This window comes from Paracoccus versutus, from assembly GCF_000763885.1.
Classification (GTDB): Bacteria; Pseudomonadota; Alphaproteobacteria; order Rhodobacterales; family Rhodobacteraceae; genus Paracoccus; species Paracoccus versutus.
Genome location: NZ_JRKO01000007.1, coordinates 73,341 through 92,044 on the forward strand (window position 1 = coordinate 73,341; position 18,704 = coordinate 92,044).

Annotated in this window: 19 protein-coding genes and 1 pseudogene; 4 read left to right on the plus strand and 16 right to left on the minus strand. The window is 66.5% G+C overall.

Annotated elements, in window-relative coordinates:
* Positions 1-7 precede the first annotated feature (7 nt).
* From IT40_RS04400 to IT40_RS04420, 5 genes are all read right to left on the minus strand, one after another.
* Positions 8-2,044 carry a prohead protease/major capsid protein fusion protein gene (locus IT40_RS04400; RefSeq protein ID WP_036751158.1) on the minus strand — a complete coding sequence of 679 codons (2,037 nt, stop codon included), beginning with the start codon at positions 2,042-2,044 and terminating at the stop codon, positions 8-10.
* 4 nt (positions 2,045-2,048) lie between these two features.
* Complete coding sequence (locus tag IT40_RS04405; protein ID WP_036751160.1) at positions 2,049-3,569, minus strand: phage portal protein; 1,521 nt, start codon at positions 3,567-3,569, stop codon at positions 2,049-2,051.
* Positions 3,569-3,775, minus strand: a complete 207-nt coding sequence (locus tag IT40_RS04410; RefSeq protein WP_036751162.1) for a phage head-tail joining protein — start codon at positions 3,773-3,775, stop codon at positions 3,569-3,571. Before IT40_RS04410 ends, IT40_RS04405 begins: the two co-directional genes overlap by 1 nt.
* An 82-nt stretch (positions 3,776-3,857) precedes the next feature.
* Positions 3,858-5,858 (minus strand): phage terminase large subunit family protein, encoded by a 2,001-nt coding sequence (locus tag IT40_RS04415; protein ID WP_052095740.1) that lies wholly within the window; start codon positions 5,856-5,858, stop codon positions 3,858-3,860.
* Positions 5,806-6,366, minus strand: a complete 561-nt coding sequence (locus IT40_RS04420; RefSeq protein ID WP_036751163.1) for a hypothetical protein — start codon at positions 6,364-6,366, stop codon at positions 5,806-5,808. The genes IT40_RS04415 and IT40_RS04420 overlap by 53 nt, the downstream gene beginning before the upstream one ends.
* A 110-nt stretch (positions 6,367-6,476) precedes the next feature.
* Here IT40_RS04420 and IT40_RS04425 point away from each other — a divergent pair, with 110 nt between their 5' ends.
* Together IT40_RS04425 and IT40_RS04430 are read left to right on the plus strand one after the other, a co-directional pair.
* Positions 6,477-6,749, plus strand: a complete 273-nt coding sequence (locus IT40_RS04425) for a hypothetical protein (protein WP_036751164.1) — start codon at positions 6,477-6,479, stop codon at positions 6,747-6,749.
* A 95-nt stretch (positions 6,750-6,844) separates the two neighbouring features.
* Complete coding sequence (locus IT40_RS04430; RefSeq protein WP_036751167.1) at positions 6,845-7,417, plus strand: DUF3489 domain-containing protein; 573 nt, start codon at positions 6,845-6,847, stop codon at positions 7,415-7,417.
* Between the two features lie 58 nt (positions 7,418-7,475).
* Here IT40_RS04430 and IT40_RS04435 read toward each other — a convergent pair whose 3' ends face one another.
* The 11 genes and pseudogenes from IT40_RS04435 to IT40_RS04480 all read right to left on the minus strand — a co-directional run bounded on the left by IT40_RS04435 (position 7,476) and on the right by IT40_RS04480 (position 16,107).
* Positions 7,476-8,255 (minus strand): hypothetical protein, encoded by a 780-nt coding sequence (locus tag IT40_RS04435; RefSeq protein WP_243700128.1) that lies wholly within the window; start codon positions 8,253-8,255, stop codon positions 7,476-7,478.
* A gap of 119 nt (positions 8,256-8,374) precedes the next feature.
* Entirely contained in the window at positions 8,375-8,611 is a 237-nt protein-coding gene (locus IT40_RS04440) for a DUF7220 family protein (RefSeq protein ID WP_036751169.1), read from the minus strand.
* Complete coding sequence (locus IT40_RS29925; protein ID WP_052095741.1) at positions 8,608-9,090, minus strand: hypothetical protein; 483 nt, start codon at positions 9,088-9,090, stop codon at positions 8,608-8,610. Before IT40_RS29925 ends, IT40_RS04440 begins: the two co-directional genes overlap by 4 nt.
* A 205-nt stretch (positions 9,091-9,295) precedes the next feature.
* Positions 9,296-9,802, minus strand: a pseudogene (locus IT40_RS29930) (DNA cytosine methyltransferase); the annotation flags it as partial.
* Position 9,803: 1 nt separating this feature from the next.
* A complete protein-coding gene (locus IT40_RS04450; RefSeq protein ID WP_036751173.1) occupies positions 9,804-11,180 on the minus strand; it encodes a site-specific DNA-methyltransferase in 1,377 nt (458 codons plus the stop codon).
* 416 nt (positions 11,181-11,596) lie between these two features.
* Complete coding sequence (locus tag IT40_RS04455) at positions 11,597-11,977, minus strand: DUF6362 family protein (RefSeq protein WP_036751175.1); 381 nt, start codon at positions 11,975-11,977, stop codon at positions 11,597-11,599.
* Positions 11,970-12,170: a hypothetical protein gene (locus IT40_RS04460; protein WP_028720215.1), complete on the minus strand. Its 201-nt coding sequence runs from the start codon at positions 12,168-12,170 to the stop codon at positions 11,970-11,972. The genes IT40_RS04455 and IT40_RS04460 overlap by 8 nt, the downstream gene beginning before the upstream one ends.
* Complete coding sequence (locus IT40_RS04465; protein WP_036751177.1) at positions 12,167-12,655, minus strand: hypothetical protein; 489 nt, start codon at positions 12,653-12,655, stop codon at positions 12,167-12,169. Before IT40_RS04465 ends, IT40_RS04460 begins: the two co-directional genes overlap by 4 nt.
* 145 nt (positions 12,656-12,800) lie before the next feature.
* On the minus strand, positions 12,801-15,158 hold the full coding sequence (locus IT40_RS26625; protein WP_208021285.1) for a phage/plasmid primase, P4 family: 2,358 nt from the start codon (positions 15,156-15,158) through the stop codon (positions 12,801-12,803).
* Positions 15,155-15,901: an isoleucyl-tRNA synthetase gene (locus IT40_RS04475; protein WP_036751180.1), complete on the minus strand. Its 747-nt coding sequence runs from the start codon at positions 15,899-15,901 to the stop codon at positions 15,155-15,157. The genes IT40_RS26625 and IT40_RS04475 overlap by 4 nt, the downstream gene beginning before the upstream one ends.
* Positions 15,901-16,107 carry a DUF6511 domain-containing protein gene (locus IT40_RS04480; protein ID WP_036751182.1) on the minus strand — a complete coding sequence of 69 codons (207 nt, stop codon included), beginning with the start codon at positions 16,105-16,107 and terminating at the stop codon, positions 15,901-15,903. The genes IT40_RS04475 and IT40_RS04480 overlap by 1 nt, the downstream gene beginning before the upstream one ends.
* 228 nt (positions 16,108-16,335) lie before the next feature.
* Here IT40_RS04480 and IT40_RS04485 point away from each other — a divergent pair, with 228 nt between their 5' ends.
* Complete coding sequence (locus IT40_RS04485; protein ID WP_036751184.1) at positions 16,336-17,526, plus strand: hypothetical protein; 1,191 nt, start codon at positions 16,336-16,338, stop codon at positions 17,524-17,526.
* Positions 17,504-18,595, plus strand: coding sequence for a hypothetical protein (locus tag IT40_RS28360; protein ID WP_147307254.1), 1,092 nt, complete (start codon positions 17,504-17,506; stop codon positions 18,593-18,595). The genes IT40_RS04485 and IT40_RS28360 overlap by 23 nt, the downstream gene beginning before the upstream one ends.
* Positions 18,596-18,704: the final 109 nt, after the last annotated feature.

Sequence of the window (18,704 nt, forward strand, 5' to 3'; positions counted from 1 at the left end):
GCCGGACCTATGCCCCGGGATTTTTGTAGAGGCCGCGCCAGTCGATGGCCTTGGCGCCGAAGTCGAGGCGACACTTGATCTCGACGCCGTCGACGTCGAAGCCGTTGCGCGTCTCGATGTAGGCGCCCTGCTGACCCTCGAGATAGGCGTATTCGATGGTGTCGATCTGGTTCGGGCTGGCGGCCAGATACCAGGCGGTCTCGCTGGCGGCGTCGAGCCGGGGCTCGCTGATCGGCGCGAGGGTGCGGATCGACTGCGGCACCACCTTGCTGCTGTCGGCGGGCACGAGGTTCTGGGCGACCAACTGCTCGGCCTTCAACTCGAGGGATGCGGGCACAATCAGGAAGGCGGGGCGGATGTTCAGCACGGTCTTTTTGTCGAAGCCGGTCTGCAGCGCCATCGCCGCCCGGGCCGCCCCCACCGCATCGACGGCCAGCGCCGTGCCGGTCCCGGCGAGGTTCTTGTGGGTGGTGTGGAACAGTGCATTGCCATCGGCCATCGCCGGGTTGGCGGTGATGATGCCCCAGACGACATCGCTTTCCAGCTGGGCGATGGAATTGCCGTACATCGCCGGGATCCGGGTGAAGGCATCCAGATCATCGTTGATCAGGGTCTGGCGGGTGATCGCGACCACCCGGCCATAGGTCTTGACCTTGTAGCTTTCCTTGCTCTCGCCGAGCGTGCCGCGCTTGAACTCGCCGCTTTCGCCGACCTCCAGCAGCTGCGGGGCCTCGCCCAGTTGCACCCGGTTCATCGCCTTGAAGTCGGTGGCGAGCACCTGGCGGCAGAACAGCATGAAGGTGCGGGGATAGGTCTCGTAGGCCTGGCGCAGGGTCTTGTTTGTGACGGCGGACAGGATTTCGGGGAAGTCGGAGGTGGAATGCAACGACCGCGTCGCCACCTCGTCGCGCGACAGGCCGCGCGTGTTCACCCCGGCATTGGTCAGGCTTTCGCGGGCCAGTTCCAGAAGCGACATGCCGCGGTACTGGCGGGCAGAGTCGTCCAGTTGGAACAGCGTCGGGCTGTAGCGGTGCAGCAGCGCATTGGCCACGGCGTCGCGGCGGGTCACGCGTTCATCCCTGCCGCCGAGCGGGATCGACACATGGGGGAAGGTCCGGGTCTCGTCCGACCTCGCGGCAACTTGGTCGAGGATCAGGCGGCGGGATTCATCGACTGTGACACCGCGCTTGACCAGATCCTCGGCAAAGCCGCGCTCGAGGTTCAGCCGACCTGCCAGATCGTAGATCGTGGAGACGCGGTCGCGTTCGCCCTCGCGGGCGCGGGTGGCGATGGCTTCGGTATCCAGGGCCTCGGGCTTGGGGGCCTTGGGCTGGCTGCGCGTCTCAGCCGCGCGCGTCTGCGCCTCAGTCGCGCCGGTCTTGTCGTCGGGCATGGTGATCTCCTCGGTCGCTGCCGTATCGGTTGTGTCGTCGGCCGGTGCGGCCGGGGTCGTCTTTTCGGTCATCGGAGGTGCTCCTTCGCTGGTTTGGGCGTCCCGGCGATGGAGGACGCAGTCGTGATGTTCGCCCTTGGCGCGGAAGCCCGCCGCGGGATCGGCGCCGACCGGCACGGCCGAAATCTCGAACGGGGTCCAGTCCACGGCCCGCCAAAGCTCGCGTCCGCCATCGGGCTTGGAGATGTCGAACCGGTGGACCTGGTAGCCGATCGAGACGGCTCGGATGTGCCCGGCCTGAATGTCGCGCCAGATCGGCTCGACATCGGCGCGCCCGCTGATCCGCACCTGCGCGATGCCACGACCGTTCTCGATCCGGGCCGAACCGGGCACGACCGAGCCGATGACGGCGTCGAGCGTGTCGATTTCGTGCACCTTCAGGAACGGCGCGCCCGCGTTCAGCCGTTCGAGCCTCACATGGGCGGGGTCGAGGCTCAGCTCCTCGTCATAGGGCTCGCCGAAGAAACTGGCGCGGCGGACGCGCGCGCCTGCCGACCAGATCACCTCGACGGTGCGCGCGTCATTATCGACGCTGTTTGGCGCAAGCTCCGCCGACCGGCGCAGGGCCGGCAGTTCGATCATTGTGTCCATGGGGTCAGTCCTGTTGGTCGGCCTGCGCCGGTGTGGTTTCCGGATCGGCGGGTGCTGTCGGGTCGCCCGCCTGCGCGCTGCCGGTCTTGGTGACGCGGCGCGGATCGCTGTCGAGCACGAGGCCGAGGCCATCGAGCTTGGCGTTGGTCGCAGCGATCTCGGCCAGCACCGCATCCGGGTTATGGCCCTGCCGCGCAATGGCCTGCGCCAGCGTCATCGTGCCGGTCCGGATCGCCAGCAGGTCGGCCATCGCATCCTTGTAGGGATCAACGGCGTCGAACTTCGGCGGCGACCATTCGACCGGCACGATGGGCGACGGGATCTGCCCCGCCGCCCAAGCGGCCTCGGTGAACCAGCGCCAAACCGGGGCGCAGAACATCGGGATGAACAGTTGCCACTGCACAGCGTCGATCTGGCGGCGGAACTCCACGAGCCCCGCCCTGATCGAGGAATAGTTGACCTGGCTGAGGTCCCCGGTCAGCAGCTCGTAGGGCACCCGGAACCCGGCCGAGATCGTGTGCAGGCTGGCCCGCTTGTATTCGCCGTAGCCGCCGGTGGCAGCGGGCTGGTTGAAGCGGATGTCCTTGCCGCCGCGCGCATAGGCGATCAGCCCCGGCTCGAACTGCTCCACGCGGTTGCCGTCGGCATCGACCACCGACGGCGCGATGCCCTGTTGCGCCTCGTCGTCACCGAAGACGATGGCGGTCACGCAGGCCTCGGTCTTCTTGCGGACCAGTTCCGCCACCTCGTAATCGTCGAGATCGCGCAAGCTGCGGATCACCGGCGCGCCCCAGGGGACGCCGCGCGCCTGCGTGCGCTGCTTCTCGTAGACATGGGCGATCTCTGACGCTGGCACCGGGCGGCTCTGCAATCCGTTCTGCAAGGCGCCGTAGGCGTCGCCGGGATGTTCGGCATGCAGCCAGTAGGCGCGGCGCTTGCCGACCGGGTCGAACTCGATCCCCTGCACAAGTCGTCCCGCGCCAAGGGCGCCGGATTTCGTGGCGTCGAGGAAGTCGGCCTCCAGCACCTGCAATTGCAGCGGCACAGGCAGACCGTCGCTGGCCCGCCGCAGGCGGCGGCGCACCAGCACTTCGCCCGCCTCGACCATCTCGCGGCAGATCAGCGTCTGCAGGCCGTAGAAGTCGAGCTGGCCATCGGCGTCGCACTCCGCCGTCCATCTTTCGAAGAGCGCATCGACCTTGCGGTCCAGCGTGTCGTCGCCGCTGGCGGCGCGCGGCATGATGCCCGCACCGATGATGTTGTTCACCAGCACCGCCACGGCCTTGGCCGCATGCGGGTTGTTGCGCACGAGATCGCGCATCCGGTCGCGCAGCAGGGCCCCGGCGACGCCGATCTCGGTGTCGGCCGAGGAGCCCGGCGCGCGCCAGCCGTCCGTCCGTCGCCCTTTCGCGGCCCCGTCATAGCCGCGCGTCAGGGTCTCGAAGGCCTGACGGGCCAACACGCGGCGCGCGGCCATGCGCGGCGCCACCGTGGCGATGGCGTGATCGAACCAGGTCGCGGACATCAGCGATCCCCGCGGCTAAAACCCGCGAGCCCGGCCACCGGAAGCGGTCGGGTCGTCCCGGCGATGGCGCGCTCGATGGTGCGGATGCGGGCGAGCAGGTCCTCGGCCGAACCGTAGTCGACTGACTTGCCGTCATAGCTCACCCGGGTCGTGCCGCTGGCATAGGCGCGGCGCAGAGCCGAGAGCTCCGTTTCCGTCCAGTCCATGCCCTTCGCTCCCGCTCAGTGCGTTCGTTCCCTTGCGACGCTCCACTGAAGCCTCGCATCCGCTGCGCGGATCGGTCCTCACTCAGAACCATCCTCCGCGCCGCCCGATCCAGTCGGAGCGGCGCTTGCCCTGCGGGGCCTGTCCCGGCCGGTTGATCTGCCCGGCGGGATCGGTGTCGGTGGGGGCGGCCCCGAGCTGATCCTCGAGGTCGCGCCATTTCTCGTCGGGCCAGCGATCCGCGCCCGCGATCCAGGCGGCGGCGCGGGCGTAGACCCGGCAGTCCAGCGCCTCGTTGCGCTCGCGCAGCTTCTGCCATTCCAGCCTGGCGAAGCCGCGCTTGGTGCGCACCGTCACCAGCTGTTCGGCGACGAACTGCTTCAGCCATTCGTTTTCGACCCAGTGCGGCAGGTGCACCGAGCCGGGCGGGAACGCCGCCCCGTCGGCCATCTCCTCCTCAGTCGGCCGTTCCAGCCGCAGGAAGCGATAGGTCTCGGCCTTGAAGGTCGACACCGCCACGGTCCAGAGCCGCGCCCCGCGCCGGAGGCGTTTGCCGCCCTCGGTCGCGTCCACGAAGGTCGGCCCCGACACCGGGCTCGAGCGGTTGAACCCCTCGACGCCTTTGACCGGCGACACCTGCGCGAACCCCTGTGCCCGCGACCAGGAATAGACCGCCGGGGCCTCGTACCCGGTGTCGATCGCGAGCCGCGCGATCCTGAGATGCGCGCCGCGTTCGTGCGGCCAGCTTCGATCCAGCAGCGCGGTCAGTTCCGACCACGCGTCGTGCCGATCCGGCCCGCCCTCGATCACGGCGTGATCGACCAGCCAGCTTTCCAAGCCACGACCCCAGGCCCAGACATCGACCTCGATCCGGTCCTTCTGCACATCGGCCCCGGCGGTCAGGAACAGCCCACCCGCTGGCACGGTGCCGGATTTCCAGCGCTCGCGCCGGTCGTAGAGCCGCTGCCAGTCCGGCGCTTCGCCGGTTTCGACCCAAGTTTCGCCAAGGATCGTGTTGCGAAACGCCTTGATCGCCTCGTCCGACCCTTGGGCTGCTTCCCATGACCGCACGATCCGCTCCCAGCTCAGCCAGCCGATCGGCGAATAGAGCGCCGAGAGGTGGTACCCGACCGTGGTCGGATCGGCGGCAACGGCAGTCGCGCGCCATTCGCCAGCCTCCAGCATCGCCGTCTTGTGATGCTCGCCGATGGGCGCATCACATCCTTCGCATTGATATTCTGCCGTTTCCGGGCGGCCCTTCTGCCAGCGCAGCCGATCGAACTTCAGCCACTGCATCGCGCCGCAATGCGGGCATGGCACGAAGAACCGGCGCTGGTCGCTGGCCTCGTATTCCCGCTCGATCCGGCTCAGCCCCCGGATGGTGGGTGTCGAGACCAGGAACACCTTGCGGCGATGTGCGAAGGTCAGCGACCGGGCTTCCGCCAACGTGACCGGATCGCCTTCCTCGTCGGCCGAGGCTGGATAGGCGTCGACCTCGTCGAGGAAGATGTACCGCGCCGGTGTGGAGCGCAGCCCGACCGCCGAGTTCGCCCCGGTCATGATCAGGATGCCGCCCGCGAATTCCTTCGACAGCATCGTGTTGCCCGCGTCGCGGGACCGGGCGGGCTTCACCCGGTCCCGCAGCTCCGGGCTCTCGTCGATCAGCGGGTCGATCCGCTGGCGCGAGTTGCGCTTTGCCAGATCCACCGTCGGCTGGACGGCCAGCATCGGCCCCGGCGCCTGGTGGATGGCGAACCCGATCCAGTTGTTGCCCGCCTCGGTCGCGCCGACCTGCGCGGCCTTCATGAACACGATCCGCTGCATGGGATCGCCCGGCGACAGCCGGTCCATGATCTCGCGCATGTAGGGCGTGCGCAACGTGCGATACCGCCCCGGTTCGGCCGAGGCGCGGCCCGAGAGCATCCGGTGCCGGTCGGCCCACTGCGAGACGGTCAGGTCCGGATCTGGCGTCAGCCCCGCGCCCCAGGTGCGCAGGATTTCCGCCGCGCCGTCGAAGTCGGTCAGATCACCGTTATCGGAAGTCAGGCCGGACCTCGGCAAGTTCGTCGAGGTGGGCACGGACATGTTTCTCCAGGACCTTCTGCATGGCGGCTGGCTCGACGCCCAGATCGGCCGCCATCAGCGCCGCCGCGCGCGCAGGCCAGTTCACCCAAGCGTCCCGCACCTCCCGCGCCAGGCGGAACACCAGCGACAGCGCCCGGGCCCGCTCGATCAACTCCCCCTTCAGCTTCTGGAGCCGGATGCGCCGCTCCTGCGCCTTCAGCACCTCGTTCGCCGTCTTCGCCTGCAGGAAGGTCGTGCCGCCGCCGACCGCCGGGACCGCCAGCCCCTGTTCGCGCAGGGTGTCTCCAACAGCGGCGACCGCCGCCTCGGGGACGGGCTTCAGCTTCGGCGCGGGCGGCTTGCGGGTCTTCGACGGGTCCGTCGTCTCGGCGCGCCGCGCGTCGCTGGCGGCCGCGTTGATGCTGCCGTCGGGATAGAGGACCAGCCGTTCGGCCGTCTTCGCCTTCTGGATCGCGCCGCGCGATAGCCCGACATGCGCGGCGTACTGGCGCTCGCTCATGCCCTGCATCGACGGCTCCGATTATCATTCAGATTCAAGTGCTTATCGAGTTGATAAGCCTCGCGGACAGAGGGAATGTCACTCCAACGAAGCGATGCAACTCACCCGGAGCCACCACGATGACCACCCGCCTGAACCCGATCACCACCCCGCGTCACGAACTCCGCGCCGAGAAGGCGCGCCGGAACAAGGAAGCCGCGCTCGCGGCCTTCATCGGCAAGAAGGCCGAGATCGACGAGATGCTCGCCCGCCTGCAGGCACTCAGCGACGACCATTTCAACTGCGCCCCCGACGAGGCGGGCTGGGCGATGGTCGGCACCCTCGAACACTACGCCAGCCTTCTGAAGCGCATCACCGACAGCGCCTTCGGCGAGGGCGAACACGCCCGCTGATCTCCGGCACTGCCGGAACTCCCGCCGCGCGCCCTGCGCGGCTCGGGGTCGTAGAAGGCGCCGCATGACGCGGGCCCGAATACGGAGACGACCCCATGACCAAGCTTTCCGATACCCAAGCCATCATCCTCAGCGCCGCCGCACAGCGCGAGGACCGCATCGCTCTGCCGCTGCCCGAGAGCCTGCGCGGCGGCGCTGCCGCCAAGGTGGTCGGCGCGATGCTCGCGAAGAACTTCCTGCAGGAGGTCGACGCCGACATGCGCAATGGCGAGCCCGTCTGGCGCGAGACCGGCGACGGAAACGGCGTCACGCTGGTCGCCACCAACGCAGGCCTCGCCGCCATCGGGATCGAGCCCGAGGACGCGAACGCCGCGCCTGCGGGCGCGACGGACGCGCCGACCGAGGAGCCTGCGCCGGACACCCCCACCGAACCGAAGGCTTCGCCCAAAGCGCGCACGCCGCGCGAGGGCACCAAGCAGGCCACCCTGATCGCCATGCTGCGCGCGCCGGACGGCGCGACCATCGAGGAGATCATGGCCGCGACGGGCTGGCAGTCGCACACGGTGCGCGGCGCGATGGCCGGGGCGCTGAAGAAGAAGCTCGGGCTCGAGGTGACTTCGGAGAAGGTCGAGAACCGAGGGCGGGTCTATAGCCTGCCGCGCGACTAGCGCCGCGCACCACGCCAGTCGAAATGCCGCCGTCCCTCGGGGCGGCGGCTTCTTTGTCTCAAAGCGAAATGTTCCAGTAGTCGAGCACCTTGAGGACATCATCCCGAGGATAGTGCGGGCCAGCGGATGCTAGATCCTTGCGAATGACGGCCTTCCTGCGGTCTGCCGCGTCCTTGATCCGCGCCGAGAACTTGGCCGTGCCGAGAGGGAGCGAGGGCCGATCAGGCTTCGGCCAGCTTTCCGGGTAAGCGCCCCAATCCGACCATTCCGCCACCTGCCGCGCGTTGTCTGCGACCTCCTCATGGTCACAAGACCAACCGTAGAGTTGCAACGCGCATACGCGCAGCATCATCTTTACTTCGGTCATGACGTCCGTGAATGCCTTTAGTGGCGTGGGGAGAAGGACCATGTTCGCCACGCAGGAAAAGAAGCGCCGATCCTGCACCACGGCGTTGCTGATCTGATAAGCAGCATCATCCACACCCCATATATGGCAACATGACCAGTTCGGCCGTTCCCCGGCACGAAGGCCCAATGCGAGCGTCAGTGCCTTGTTCGCGTGAATGTTTCCTTCGAATTTGTGGATGATCGCGCCCGTCTGCCGATTGCGGTTCATCTGCGGCTCGGACCAGTTCGCCTTATAGAACAGGGCTCGTCTCGCGTGTTCTGGATACCAGACGGAAAGATACTCGAATGTTCGCGGATCGACCCATCGCGCAGTCCTCTCGATCAACCCCATCACGTCTCCGAGGCCGAGCTCTCGCCGCAACGCCTCTAGGCCGTCTGGAAGCAAGTCGGCGGCGTCGCTATTTCCTTCTTCCTCTTGGTTCTGCAGCACTACAATCTCGATCCCAAATCTCTGGGCGGCAAAATAGATCAGCCGCCGTCTCCAACTCGGAGAAACCATAGGATCTGAGTGGTATAGCGGCAACTTGGAAACCGCTTCGTGGTGTCGGCCTAACGCTGGTGTTCCTTGTCCATGGCGCATCGGATCGCCTCGAACACCCGCCGCAGGGCGAAGGATCGTGCGATGCTCACCACGGTGAACACCGCGCCCATCTTCAGGTTCTGCGCCAGCGTCGTGTGCAGCCCGAAGATCGGGAAGATCAGGATCTGCGTGACCACCGCGACGCCGTAGCCGACGATCACGTTGGCGACGGACTCGACCAGCGACATGGCACGCGATTGCTTCATGCCGCTGCCTCATCCATCGGCCAGCAATTCAGCCGCCAGAGTTCGCAGCGCATGCGCCGCAACCAAGGGGACCACGCCGTTGCCACAGAGCCGAAGCCGGTCCACCCGGTGGGCCAGCCCATCAGCGCCTCGACGAACAGCGGGTTCAAGGTCCGGCGCGGCTCGGAGGTATCGCTCCCAGCTATCGTCGTCACCAGGACCTGGCGGCCAAGCAGGCCGTTCACCGGTGTGTTCGCCAGTGTGGTTGCCCCATCCTTGTGATCCCGCGCCGTCGGCGTCATCCACATGCGGCTGGCATGGGTCAGATCGGCCGTCTTTCGGTTGCCCGCGCTCGGCTTGCAGCCGTCGTTCGCCATTGGCGTCGGCCAGTCCCGCGCCATGCGGTCCAGACCCTTCTCGTCGCGCCGTTCGCCGCCCCGGCTGTGGAAACTGTCCGTCTGCGGCGTCGGCCACAGCGCAGCCGTCGTCGCGAGGTTCATCCCGTGCTGGCCCGCTGCCTGCGATGGCGTCGGTTTGGTCTGCCGGTTCTCGTTGGCGCTGGCCCTCGCCCTCGGCCATAGGCGCAGCAATTCCGTCCGGTTCCCGCCACTCGAGCGGGTGCCGGAGCAGGCGCGCGGGGTCGGCCAGCTCGTCCCCCTCGCGGATGGCAAGGATGAAGAGCCTCTCGCGCTTGTGAGGCGCGCCGACTTCCGCCGCCGTGAAGAGGCCTGCCGCAAGGCGGTAGCCCATGCGGACCAGTCCGCTGGCGACTTCGGGGAAGCCGAGGCGGAGATGATGGGCGACGTTCTCGAGGAACACGAAGGGCGGCTCGATCTCGCCGACGATCCGGGCGACATGGGGCCAGAGGTGGCGCGGGTCGTCCGCGCCCCGGCGCTTGCCCGCGACCGAGAACGGCTGGCACGGATAGCCCGCAGTGACGATATCCACCGCGCCGCGCCACGGGCGGCCGTCGAAGGTGGCAACGTCGTCCCAGAGAGGTGCGCGATCCAGGGACGCGTCTTCCATCCGCGCCACGAGAGTGGCTGCGGCGTAGGTTTCCCGTTCGACATGGCCCACAGCACGATATCCGGGGATGGCGATGGTGAGCCCGAGGTCGAGACCACCTGCGCCGGAACAGAGCGAGAGGCCGAAGAGGCATGCGTCTCCGGCTCCGGAAGCGCGTCCGGAGGAAGGTAAAGCCAGGTCATGCATGTCAGGCGGCGGTCTTGCGCTTGCGCGCGGGTTCGGGGGCGGTGTCCGTAGCCAGGGGATCGGCCGGGGGTGCGGCGTCGTCGCCCAGCCGCTCGGTCCTCACTTGCGCGAAGGTCCGGCCATCGCCGTCGAGGATCGCGTCCTTGCCGGTTTCGACCTGCCAGCGCTCCACGGCGACATCGACGTAGGCCGGGCTGATCTCCATTGCGAAGACGCGACGGCCATTGGTCTCGCCCGCCATGATCTGCGAGCCGGAGCCGGAGAACGGCTCGTAGCAGAGGCCGCCTCGGGCAACGTGCTGGCGCATCGGGATGCCGAAGGCGTCGAGCGGTTTCGGCGTGGGATGGTCGGGCCGGTCGTCCTTGGCGAAGCTCGGCAGCGTCCATGTGGACGGCAGCGTCTGCTCGGCCACCTTCGGCGGACGGTTCGGACGGCGCCAGCCCATGAAGCAGGGTTCGTGCTTCCACAGGTAATGCGATCGGGTCAGGACGCCCCGGTCCTTCACCCAGATGATCTGCTGATGGACGAAGGCGCCCGCCTTTTCCCAGCAGGCTTCCAGCATCGCCTGGCGACGCGAGGCGTGCCAGCAGTACCAGGCGGCGTCCTCGGCGATGGCCTCGGCGACGGCCGCTGAGATGAAGCCGTCGTAGAGTTCCGCCCCCTGCGAACTGTCGTCCCATGTCGTGCCGTAGGACGCCGACCAGTCCTTGTTCCGGGTCGGGTGGTTCGAGCCATCGTAGTCAACGAGATACGGCGGGTCCGTCGCGAACAGGATCGCCCGCTCGCCGTTCATCAGGCGGCGCACGTCGGCCGCGCTGGTGCTGTCGCCGCAGAGCAGACGGTGGTCGCCGAGGATCCACAGATCGCCCGCCCGCGAAGCCGGATTGCGCGGTGGTTCGGGGATGGTCACCGGCGGCACGGAGCCCCCGGCGCCACCTTCTTCCCCGTCCCCCTCCGGCACGAAGGCCAGCAGCTTGTCCAACTCACCATCCGAGAAGCCGACCAGCGACAGGTCGAAATCCTCGGCCAGCAGGTCGTTCAGTTCCGCCGACAGCAGCGCCTCGTCCCAGGTGCCGAGTTCCGTCAGCTTGTTGTCCGCGATCCGGTAGGCCCGGCGCTGCGCCTCGGTCAGGTGCCCAAGCACGATCACCGGCGCCTTGGTCAGCCCGAGCTGCGTTGCGGCCAGCACACGCCCGTGCCCCGCGATCAGCTCTCCGTCCTCAGCGACGAGGCATGGCACGGTCCAGCCGAACTCGGCCATGCTGGCGGCGATCTTCGCGACCTGGTCCGCGCCGTGCGCCTTCGCGTTCTTCGCATAAGGCTGGAGCTTGGCCAGCGGCCACGTCTCGATCGCGTCCGGGGCGAAGCTCAGCGTCATGGTGGGCAAGGTTCCTCGGTCGGGTGGATGCCGGTGGCTTCCGGACTCCGGATGCCGCGCTGGACTCCACACGGGGTCCAGCGGCCACCATCAGTGTCCGGTCGGAAGGCCAGCGTTCATTGGTGTTTGCGCGGGGCGCGAGCGGGCCCGGCTTCCGGGTGGCTTCCCAAAAATCCGGCCCTGTCGCTGGCGATGTCCCGCGCTTCGCCCGCCAGCATACGAATATCGCCAGGAAGGAACCGGAAACTGCCTCGGAGTGGACCTCGGCCGGACCCTCGCTGGATGCCGGGGTCCAGAAGGCCCCCGTCAACGCAAAGGGGAGAGCGAGCTTTCCAGCGCACTCTCCCCACCTTGCCTTCGGAATAGCATGGATCTGTTGCAGATGTCGAAGGGAAAAGTGTTGCAACACATTGGAGTCACTGCGCATTCAGACGCGAAGCGATCTTGGTCAGCGCCAGTTGCCACCGACGCCATGCGGTCGTGCGGTCGCAGCCCATCTCGCCGCTGATCTGCTTCCACGGCACGCGGGCGGCGCGGGACCAGACGAGCTTGCGCTCCGCCTCCTCGATCCAGAGCACCCAATCGAAGGTCTGCTCGAGCCGGGTGATCGCGGCGGCCGAGGGCCAGACCCGCATCGGCTGCGGCTCCATTGCCGCGATCTCGCGGCTGGTGCGCACGATGTCGGGCCAAGTGTTGAAGTAGCTCTGCGCCTTCACCGGCGGCAGCTTGCGCAGGGTGCGGAACGCCTCCTCGAAATGATCGGCGACGCACTCGGCGGTCCATTCGCGATCAGCCATGGCGCGCCTCCCTGTCGGAAGGACGCGGGCCGTAGAGCTTCTCCCCCAGCTGGCGGACCAGTTCACGCTCGGGCCAGGTGAGGCGGTCGTCATCGGCGGAAACCGCAAGGACGCCCTGTTCCTGCCAGCCCTCGCGCTTGACCTGCTCGGGATCCCGGCGTCGGCCACCGTAGCCGTGAGGATGCCATCTCATGCGACACCTCCCTTCGTCTCGATCGCCCAGAGCAGGATGGCGATGGCGTCGGCCTCGTTGTCGTCGGCGGGGCTGAAGCCGCGGGCGCGGACGGCGGCGACCATGGCAGCCTTGTCGGCATTGCCCTTGCCCGAGGCGTGGCGCTTGATCGTTCCGACCGGGACGCCCTGGTAGGGCACGCCGCGCAGTTCCGCCCATGCCGTCAGCGTGGCCATGAGCCCGCCGTAGATGTGGCTCGCATCGGTACCCGCGTGGCGGCGAACTTCCTCGAACCAGATCGCGGCGACGGGCCCGGATAGCCGGTCGATCTCGGTCAGCCAGTTGGAGAAGCGCAGGTAGCGCATGCCGCCCCCGTCGAAGCGCCCCGGGCGCAGCGAGACGGTGCCGCTGGTGATGAGACCGTCATGGCCGCGGATCGCCCAGCCGCTCGAGGTGCCGAGGTCGAGCGTGAGGATGCAGCGGACCAGTCCACCACCCTCCCGCATCGGAACCGGAGGGTTGGTGACGGGTGTGACGGATGTGACGGATAGTTCCCTATCCGCTCCATAGGCGCGCACATGCGCGCGCGTAACGGTCCTATAGGTATGATCCGTCACATCCGTCACACTCACTGATTTCATTGGCATTTTCCTACTCTCCCGAGAAAAGGTCAGAGTTGCTGTCATCGAGGGCGATGCCCCGGAATCCCTTCGCGGCGCGGGTGTTGTGACGCTCGAATCCCCGAACGATCAGGGCTTCCGAGAAGCGCTTGACCGAGCCTGCGAACTCGCCGTTCGCATCGGCCCACGCCTTCCAGTCGGCGAACATCGCGGAGGTGCTGGCGTTGAGGTGCAACCCGACAGAGCAGCGCTCGTCGATCCAGCGACCGATGGCGTCCTCGGCCTCGAAGTAATCCTCAGTCGCAGCCATCACGGCGGGCGGAGGGCGCAGCCCTGTCCGCTGCCATTCGATGCAGCCCTCGAGCGCCCATGCGAGGATCCCGTCGCGTTCGGCCAGCAGCCTGTCCGCCAGGTGCTTGTCGCGCCGCGCGAGCGGGATAGTGACCGTGAACGGCACCATGTGCAGGCGCCGCTTCATCGCCTCGTCAACGTTGCGGATGGAGGGCTTGTGGTTGCCGACGATCAGCAGCTTGAACTGCGGTATGAACTCGAAGAAATCCTGCCGCATGAAGCGGGCCGTAATCTTGTCGCCTCCTGTCAGCGCCTTCAGCTTGCTCTCGGCCCAGCGGCTGCCCTGTTCGGTCTCGATGGACGTCACGATGCGCGCCCCGCGCAGTCCGGCCATGTCGGTCGGGTGGCGATCACCCTGCGTGGCCATGAACATGTCCATCGGCGCGACGGTGGCGTAGTCACCCAGGATAGCGGTTAGGGTGTTGGCAAAGACCGATTTCCCGTTGGCGCCGGTACCGTAGAGAAAGAAGAGCGCATGCTCGGTGGTCACGCCCGTCAGGCAGTAGCCCGCCATGCGCTGCAGGTAGGATTGCAGTTCGCCGTCCCCGCCCGTGACGGTTTCGAGAAACCCGAGCCAGACTGGGCATGCGTCGGCGACCGATGCCCCCGCGATGCGAGTCATGAAGAGGCCGGGGTCGTGCAGCAGCGACGCGCCGCTGCGCAAATCGACCACGCCGCCGGGCGTGTTCAATAGCCAGGGATCGCGATCCCACGGCTCGGTCGTGGTTGCGTGGCGACGGTCGGAACGGGCAAGCCGCTCCACGGCGGACACTGTCGCGGCGCTGGAAAGCTTCGCCTTCAGTCGCGCAGACCCGGCGCGCGCCGCCGCCTCGCGGCAGATCATCCGGGCCAGATCGAAGGCCTGCAGCGTCTCCTCGCGCCGCCAGAGCTTGCCCGACCAGGTCAGCCATTGCCCCCAGCCAGCGACGTAGCGCCAGGTCTCGGCATGTCGGGCTGCGAAGGTTGCGGCGAGCGCATCCTCGGTGAAGCGAACCGGCACCGGCCCATCATGCCCCCCGCCAGCAGGGCCGCCGTCATCGGAACCATCATCCTCGTCATCGATCTCGCCGTTGCGGGCGGCGTCGCGTTTCCAGAGGCGTTCGGCTTCCTCGCGCAGCCGGGCCTCCGGCCAGGGAGGGGCAACGCGGGCCGTGTTGTAGGAGACGATTTCCTCCCACGCCTGTTCGCGCGGCACGTGGCCTTCGCGGGCGCGGCGGATCCAATAGCCGATCACGCGCGACAGCGCGTCGAACCGGGTGGTGCCATCCACACCGCCTTCACGGACTTGGCGCCCGAACAGTTCGGTCACGCTGCCGCGCTCGTTGGCGGCCATGTTGAAATCGAGCCCGTTCTCGCCTTCGAGCGGCGTCATCGCGATGATCGCCTCGAGCAGTTCGCCAAGGTCGTGATCGCGGGGATCGTGGTTCAGGATCCGCACCAGCCGCCGAAGACCCTGTTTGGCGTGGATCGATCCCGCCACGCGGATCGGCTGGTGCGCGGACCGGAACGAAGCGTCGCCACCAACCTTCGCGGCGATCATGTGCCGGGCGCGACAGACCGTGGCGATGTCGTCGCCTTCGGCGGGTTCGGTCAGACGCCAGTAGAGGTGCAGCTTGCGCTGTCCCTCGGTGGTGACGCCACCGGACGCGACCTCGAGGGTCGGGCACCCGAGATGCTGCACGAGATGGTCGCGCTTCGCGCCGATGTCGCCATTGTCGAGATCGACGAGCACCACCTGCGTCTGCACGATGCTGTCTGCCCGCGCGTCGCCGGGAGCCGCAACCGTACCGGGCGCCACGAACAAGGCCATGCCGGCGTCGCTCGCCCATGTTGCCTGAAGCGCGAGTTTCGCGGCAAGCGTGGCGTCCGCTTCGATGAAGGGAACATGTGGCGGACCATCGCCCGCGCCTTTCTCGGCCAGAGCACGGACCGGCACCCAGCCGTCGCAGTAGCCGAATACGACGTCGGCATAGATCGCGATCATCTCGGCGTCAGGCGCGACGTCGTCGGGCACGATGGTGTCAGACGGGACCGTCATGCCCAGCACCGTTCCCGCCACGCACAGAAGCGGCATTCGAAGTGGTCGGGGTCGGCCGTGTGGCGGGGAAGAAGTTCACCCGCATCACAGGCGCGCAGGATCGTCACCGCCTTGTCGCTGGCGGACTGGGCGAGTACGGCATCGAACGGCACGAGTTCGTGCCAGATCTCGCACGTGTCCTTATTGATCGCCGTGAAGAGCGCGGGCGCCTCGGTCAGGCCGAGATAGGCCTGGTAGAGCGCGATCTGCACGGCATAGACCGGCTTGGCCTTTCCGACACCATGTTTCGCGATTTCCCGCCAGTTCTTGGCGTTCGCCGATTTGCACTCCCAGAGCGCCGGAACCGCCATGCCGTTCGGCGCGGCAACGACCACCCCGTCGGCATGCCCCTGGACTCGCCCACCGACGACCGAAAAGCCAAACTGATCGCCATGGCGATTGCGCGTGCGGAGGTCGAACCCGGCCTTGCGCAGCCAGGCGATGGCCAGGTCCTCGAGAACGTGCCCGAGCGCGAAGATCCGCAGGGACTTGCCAGAGAACCCGGCGCCCGGGTCCTTCGGCGTCTTCAGGTATTCGTATTGCAGCCTGCGCTGGCAGATGTCGCCCAGCCGGCTGCCCCCGAGATAGTCGCGCTGGGGACGTTCGGCCTGTTCCTCAACGAGGGCAGTGTCGATGCAGGCATTGACGCTGTCCGCGAAACTGGGCGGCTTCTCCCGATGGTTGAAGTCGAAACCGGCGTCCATCAGAATGGCACCTCCGGATCGGGCCGGACCGCGCTGGTCTGCATCGCCTCCTGGAAGCCGTCGACGGAGGCCGTCGCGAGCGCGAGCGCCTGTGCTTCGCTGAGATCGGCGAACCGCGTGGTCCATCCGATCTCGGCCATGAGTTCGGCCATGTTGCGGAGGGCGGCGCGCAGGGCTGCCTGTTCGCGTTCGTCGGGATCGATCATGCGGCCACCCCAAGGGAGGGTGACGCTGGCGTGCGGGAATGCGGGTTGGCGCGGCGCGCCCGATAAATTCTGTTCATGGGAGAGCTCCAGATGCTCTCCTCACCTACCGGCGGGGGTCTCAGATTGTCGGCTCGCGCTCAGAGAGCCTTACGGGAACACAATCTTGTGGCGAGCGCGATTCCTTCTTAACCTTCGGAAACGACGGCAATTTCAGGAGCAGCGAGGCCGATGCCAGCATTTAACCCGAGGATTTTCAGCAACCCGGATCGCCTCAAGCAGATCGCTCCCGCACGACTGAAGGCATTTCTTGAGCCTTGGAAGGACTACTTTCAGTCCCGCAAACTCGACGTCGCCGCATGGTCGACAGATGACATGCCGCTCGAAGCCATCGCGGGTGTCCTGATGAATCCCGACGCGTCGGTCCCCGAGGACATGGTCAACGCGCTCTATTATGTGCACGAGACCGCATCGCACGAGGCGATGGACGAACTGCTCGACCGTGCCGCGGCTGCGGGGATCGAGATCGACAAGGATCACGAGGTTTCGGTCGCCGATGTTTCGGTCCAGATCTGGCTCGCTCAGCCAATGCTGTTGCAACGCCAGCATGCTGAAACAGTGGCATTTCGGCGATCCAACTTCATGTATTTCGCCGGTTCGCGCCCAGAGGAAAAGGCCGCAGAGATCCCGTCCATCACGGACGCCATCGCGAAGAGCATGCAGGAGAGGATGAACAACTGGTTCGAGGTGAAGCGCAGGGGGCGAAACAGCCGGATATTCGCGTTCCCGCGAGGCGAGAAGATCTGGCTGCTCGTGCGGCACGGCATGCCGATGCGCCGGGAAGGGAAGCACCAGGACGACGGTGAAAGCGGGATTGCGTTCTATCGGCCCCAACAACATGACGTGCTGATCTACGACAGTGCGACCGACGAGATTGGCGTGAACGCCGGAACGAAGGGCGAGCGCGAACTCTACCTCAAGACGTTCGGCGAGGCGTTGTTCGGCAGCGAGAATTATTTTGATCGATCCGAGCGATATACACTCGATCCGCTCCGCGAACTGGGGCCAGCTGCAATGGCAAACGGAGATATTGAGGGGATCGTCGGCGTACGCTTCGTGGAGTTCGGGCGTCTTTGGTCTGGGAAGGGGGTATCTGAGAGGGAAATTCGCAAATCAGAGGACCTGTTCAAAGCCTATGGTGAAAACTGGGAGAATTGTCTCTCTGGCGGCGCATTCACGCATGCGATCTTCAGGTTTGCCTTCGAGGGCAGCAAACGGGAGCGGTCCGTGATGATCAGGCCGGCCAATATTGCCAAGTATGAGCGGGAGTCTGACGAGGAGGTCATCGAAGCCTGGTTGAAGGCGCGCGGGTTCTGGGCGATTGCGGCAGGGGCGGATGATGACGTTCTGGAAAGCACTTGATATGCTGGCCGATGGGGCCACTGACCGGCAGGAGTGGACCCAGCTCCTTGACGGTGATTTCGGCCACATCCGACCAATGTTGCGATCGACCGGGTCGACAGCGAGCAGCATAGCATGCCCGTCTCCCGCAGGCGAGGGATGCCCTCGGCGGGTTGTGCATCACGACGACGGCAGCATCCGCGCAATCTGCGGCGACAGCCCAAAAGCCTGTGATGATCTTCACCTGACCAAAGAAGATATCTTAGTTTACGGCCTTGACCGCGTCGCGCTGGCGCGGCGCCTTGCCGACGCACTCGACCTGTCCATCCAACCTGCTCGTTTCGATCGGCGTCCGGTCTTCAGAATAGGCTCCCATGATGTCTTCGCCGGTCGTGGCTTTCCGGTTTTCCTCACAGTGCCCGGACCATTCCCAAGTGAGGATGCGGCACAGTTTGACGACCTCATTTCCCACCCGAGCCCGAAACTATTGCTGGCTCCGACCAAGACGTCCATCCCTGCGCATCTTGCCGCTGTTCTGAATAGGAACGGCGTGTCGCGCTTGGCCCTGGAGGATCTGGTGGTCTTCGATGATCGAGGGCGGCTTCTCCCTCTCCAGCCAACAACCGTCATGTTCGCCGGCCTTCGCGCTCAGGTCGCGGGTGGCGCGGCTGATGCTGCGTCGAACCTGGCGTGGGCATTGCCGACCGATGCGCGATGGGAGGAGATTAGAATCAGCTTCGTCGCCGATGAAGTCGTCAACGTGAGTTTTCGGGGCGAGACCCGGAGGTTCGAGCCCGATGGTCTCGGGATGAAGAGCGCCAAGAATGGCAAGCCGAAAGCGGCGTGGGCCTATCTGAAGGCGTTTGCGATGGAGGGCGGCCGGCTCCCAGTCCATCATGCGAAGAGCACCGACACCTCGAAGCACCAGAAACAGAAACAGGCGCTTTCCAAGATGCTGCGTACCGCATTCGGGATTGCCGACGATCCGCTACCCACGGTCGCAGGGGAGTATGTCGCCCGTTTCGTGGCGAACGCCGACGATCTCCAGCAAGGCAAGCTGGGTCAATCCCGACGAAAATTCGCTAACTGACCTCAAGAATCTCAAAAAAAGACTTCGCCTATCAAGCCGCTGAAATCCAACCGGGTTTCAGCGGTTTCTCTTTGTGCTGAACCCGCCAAGGCCGCCGCTCCAACGAATT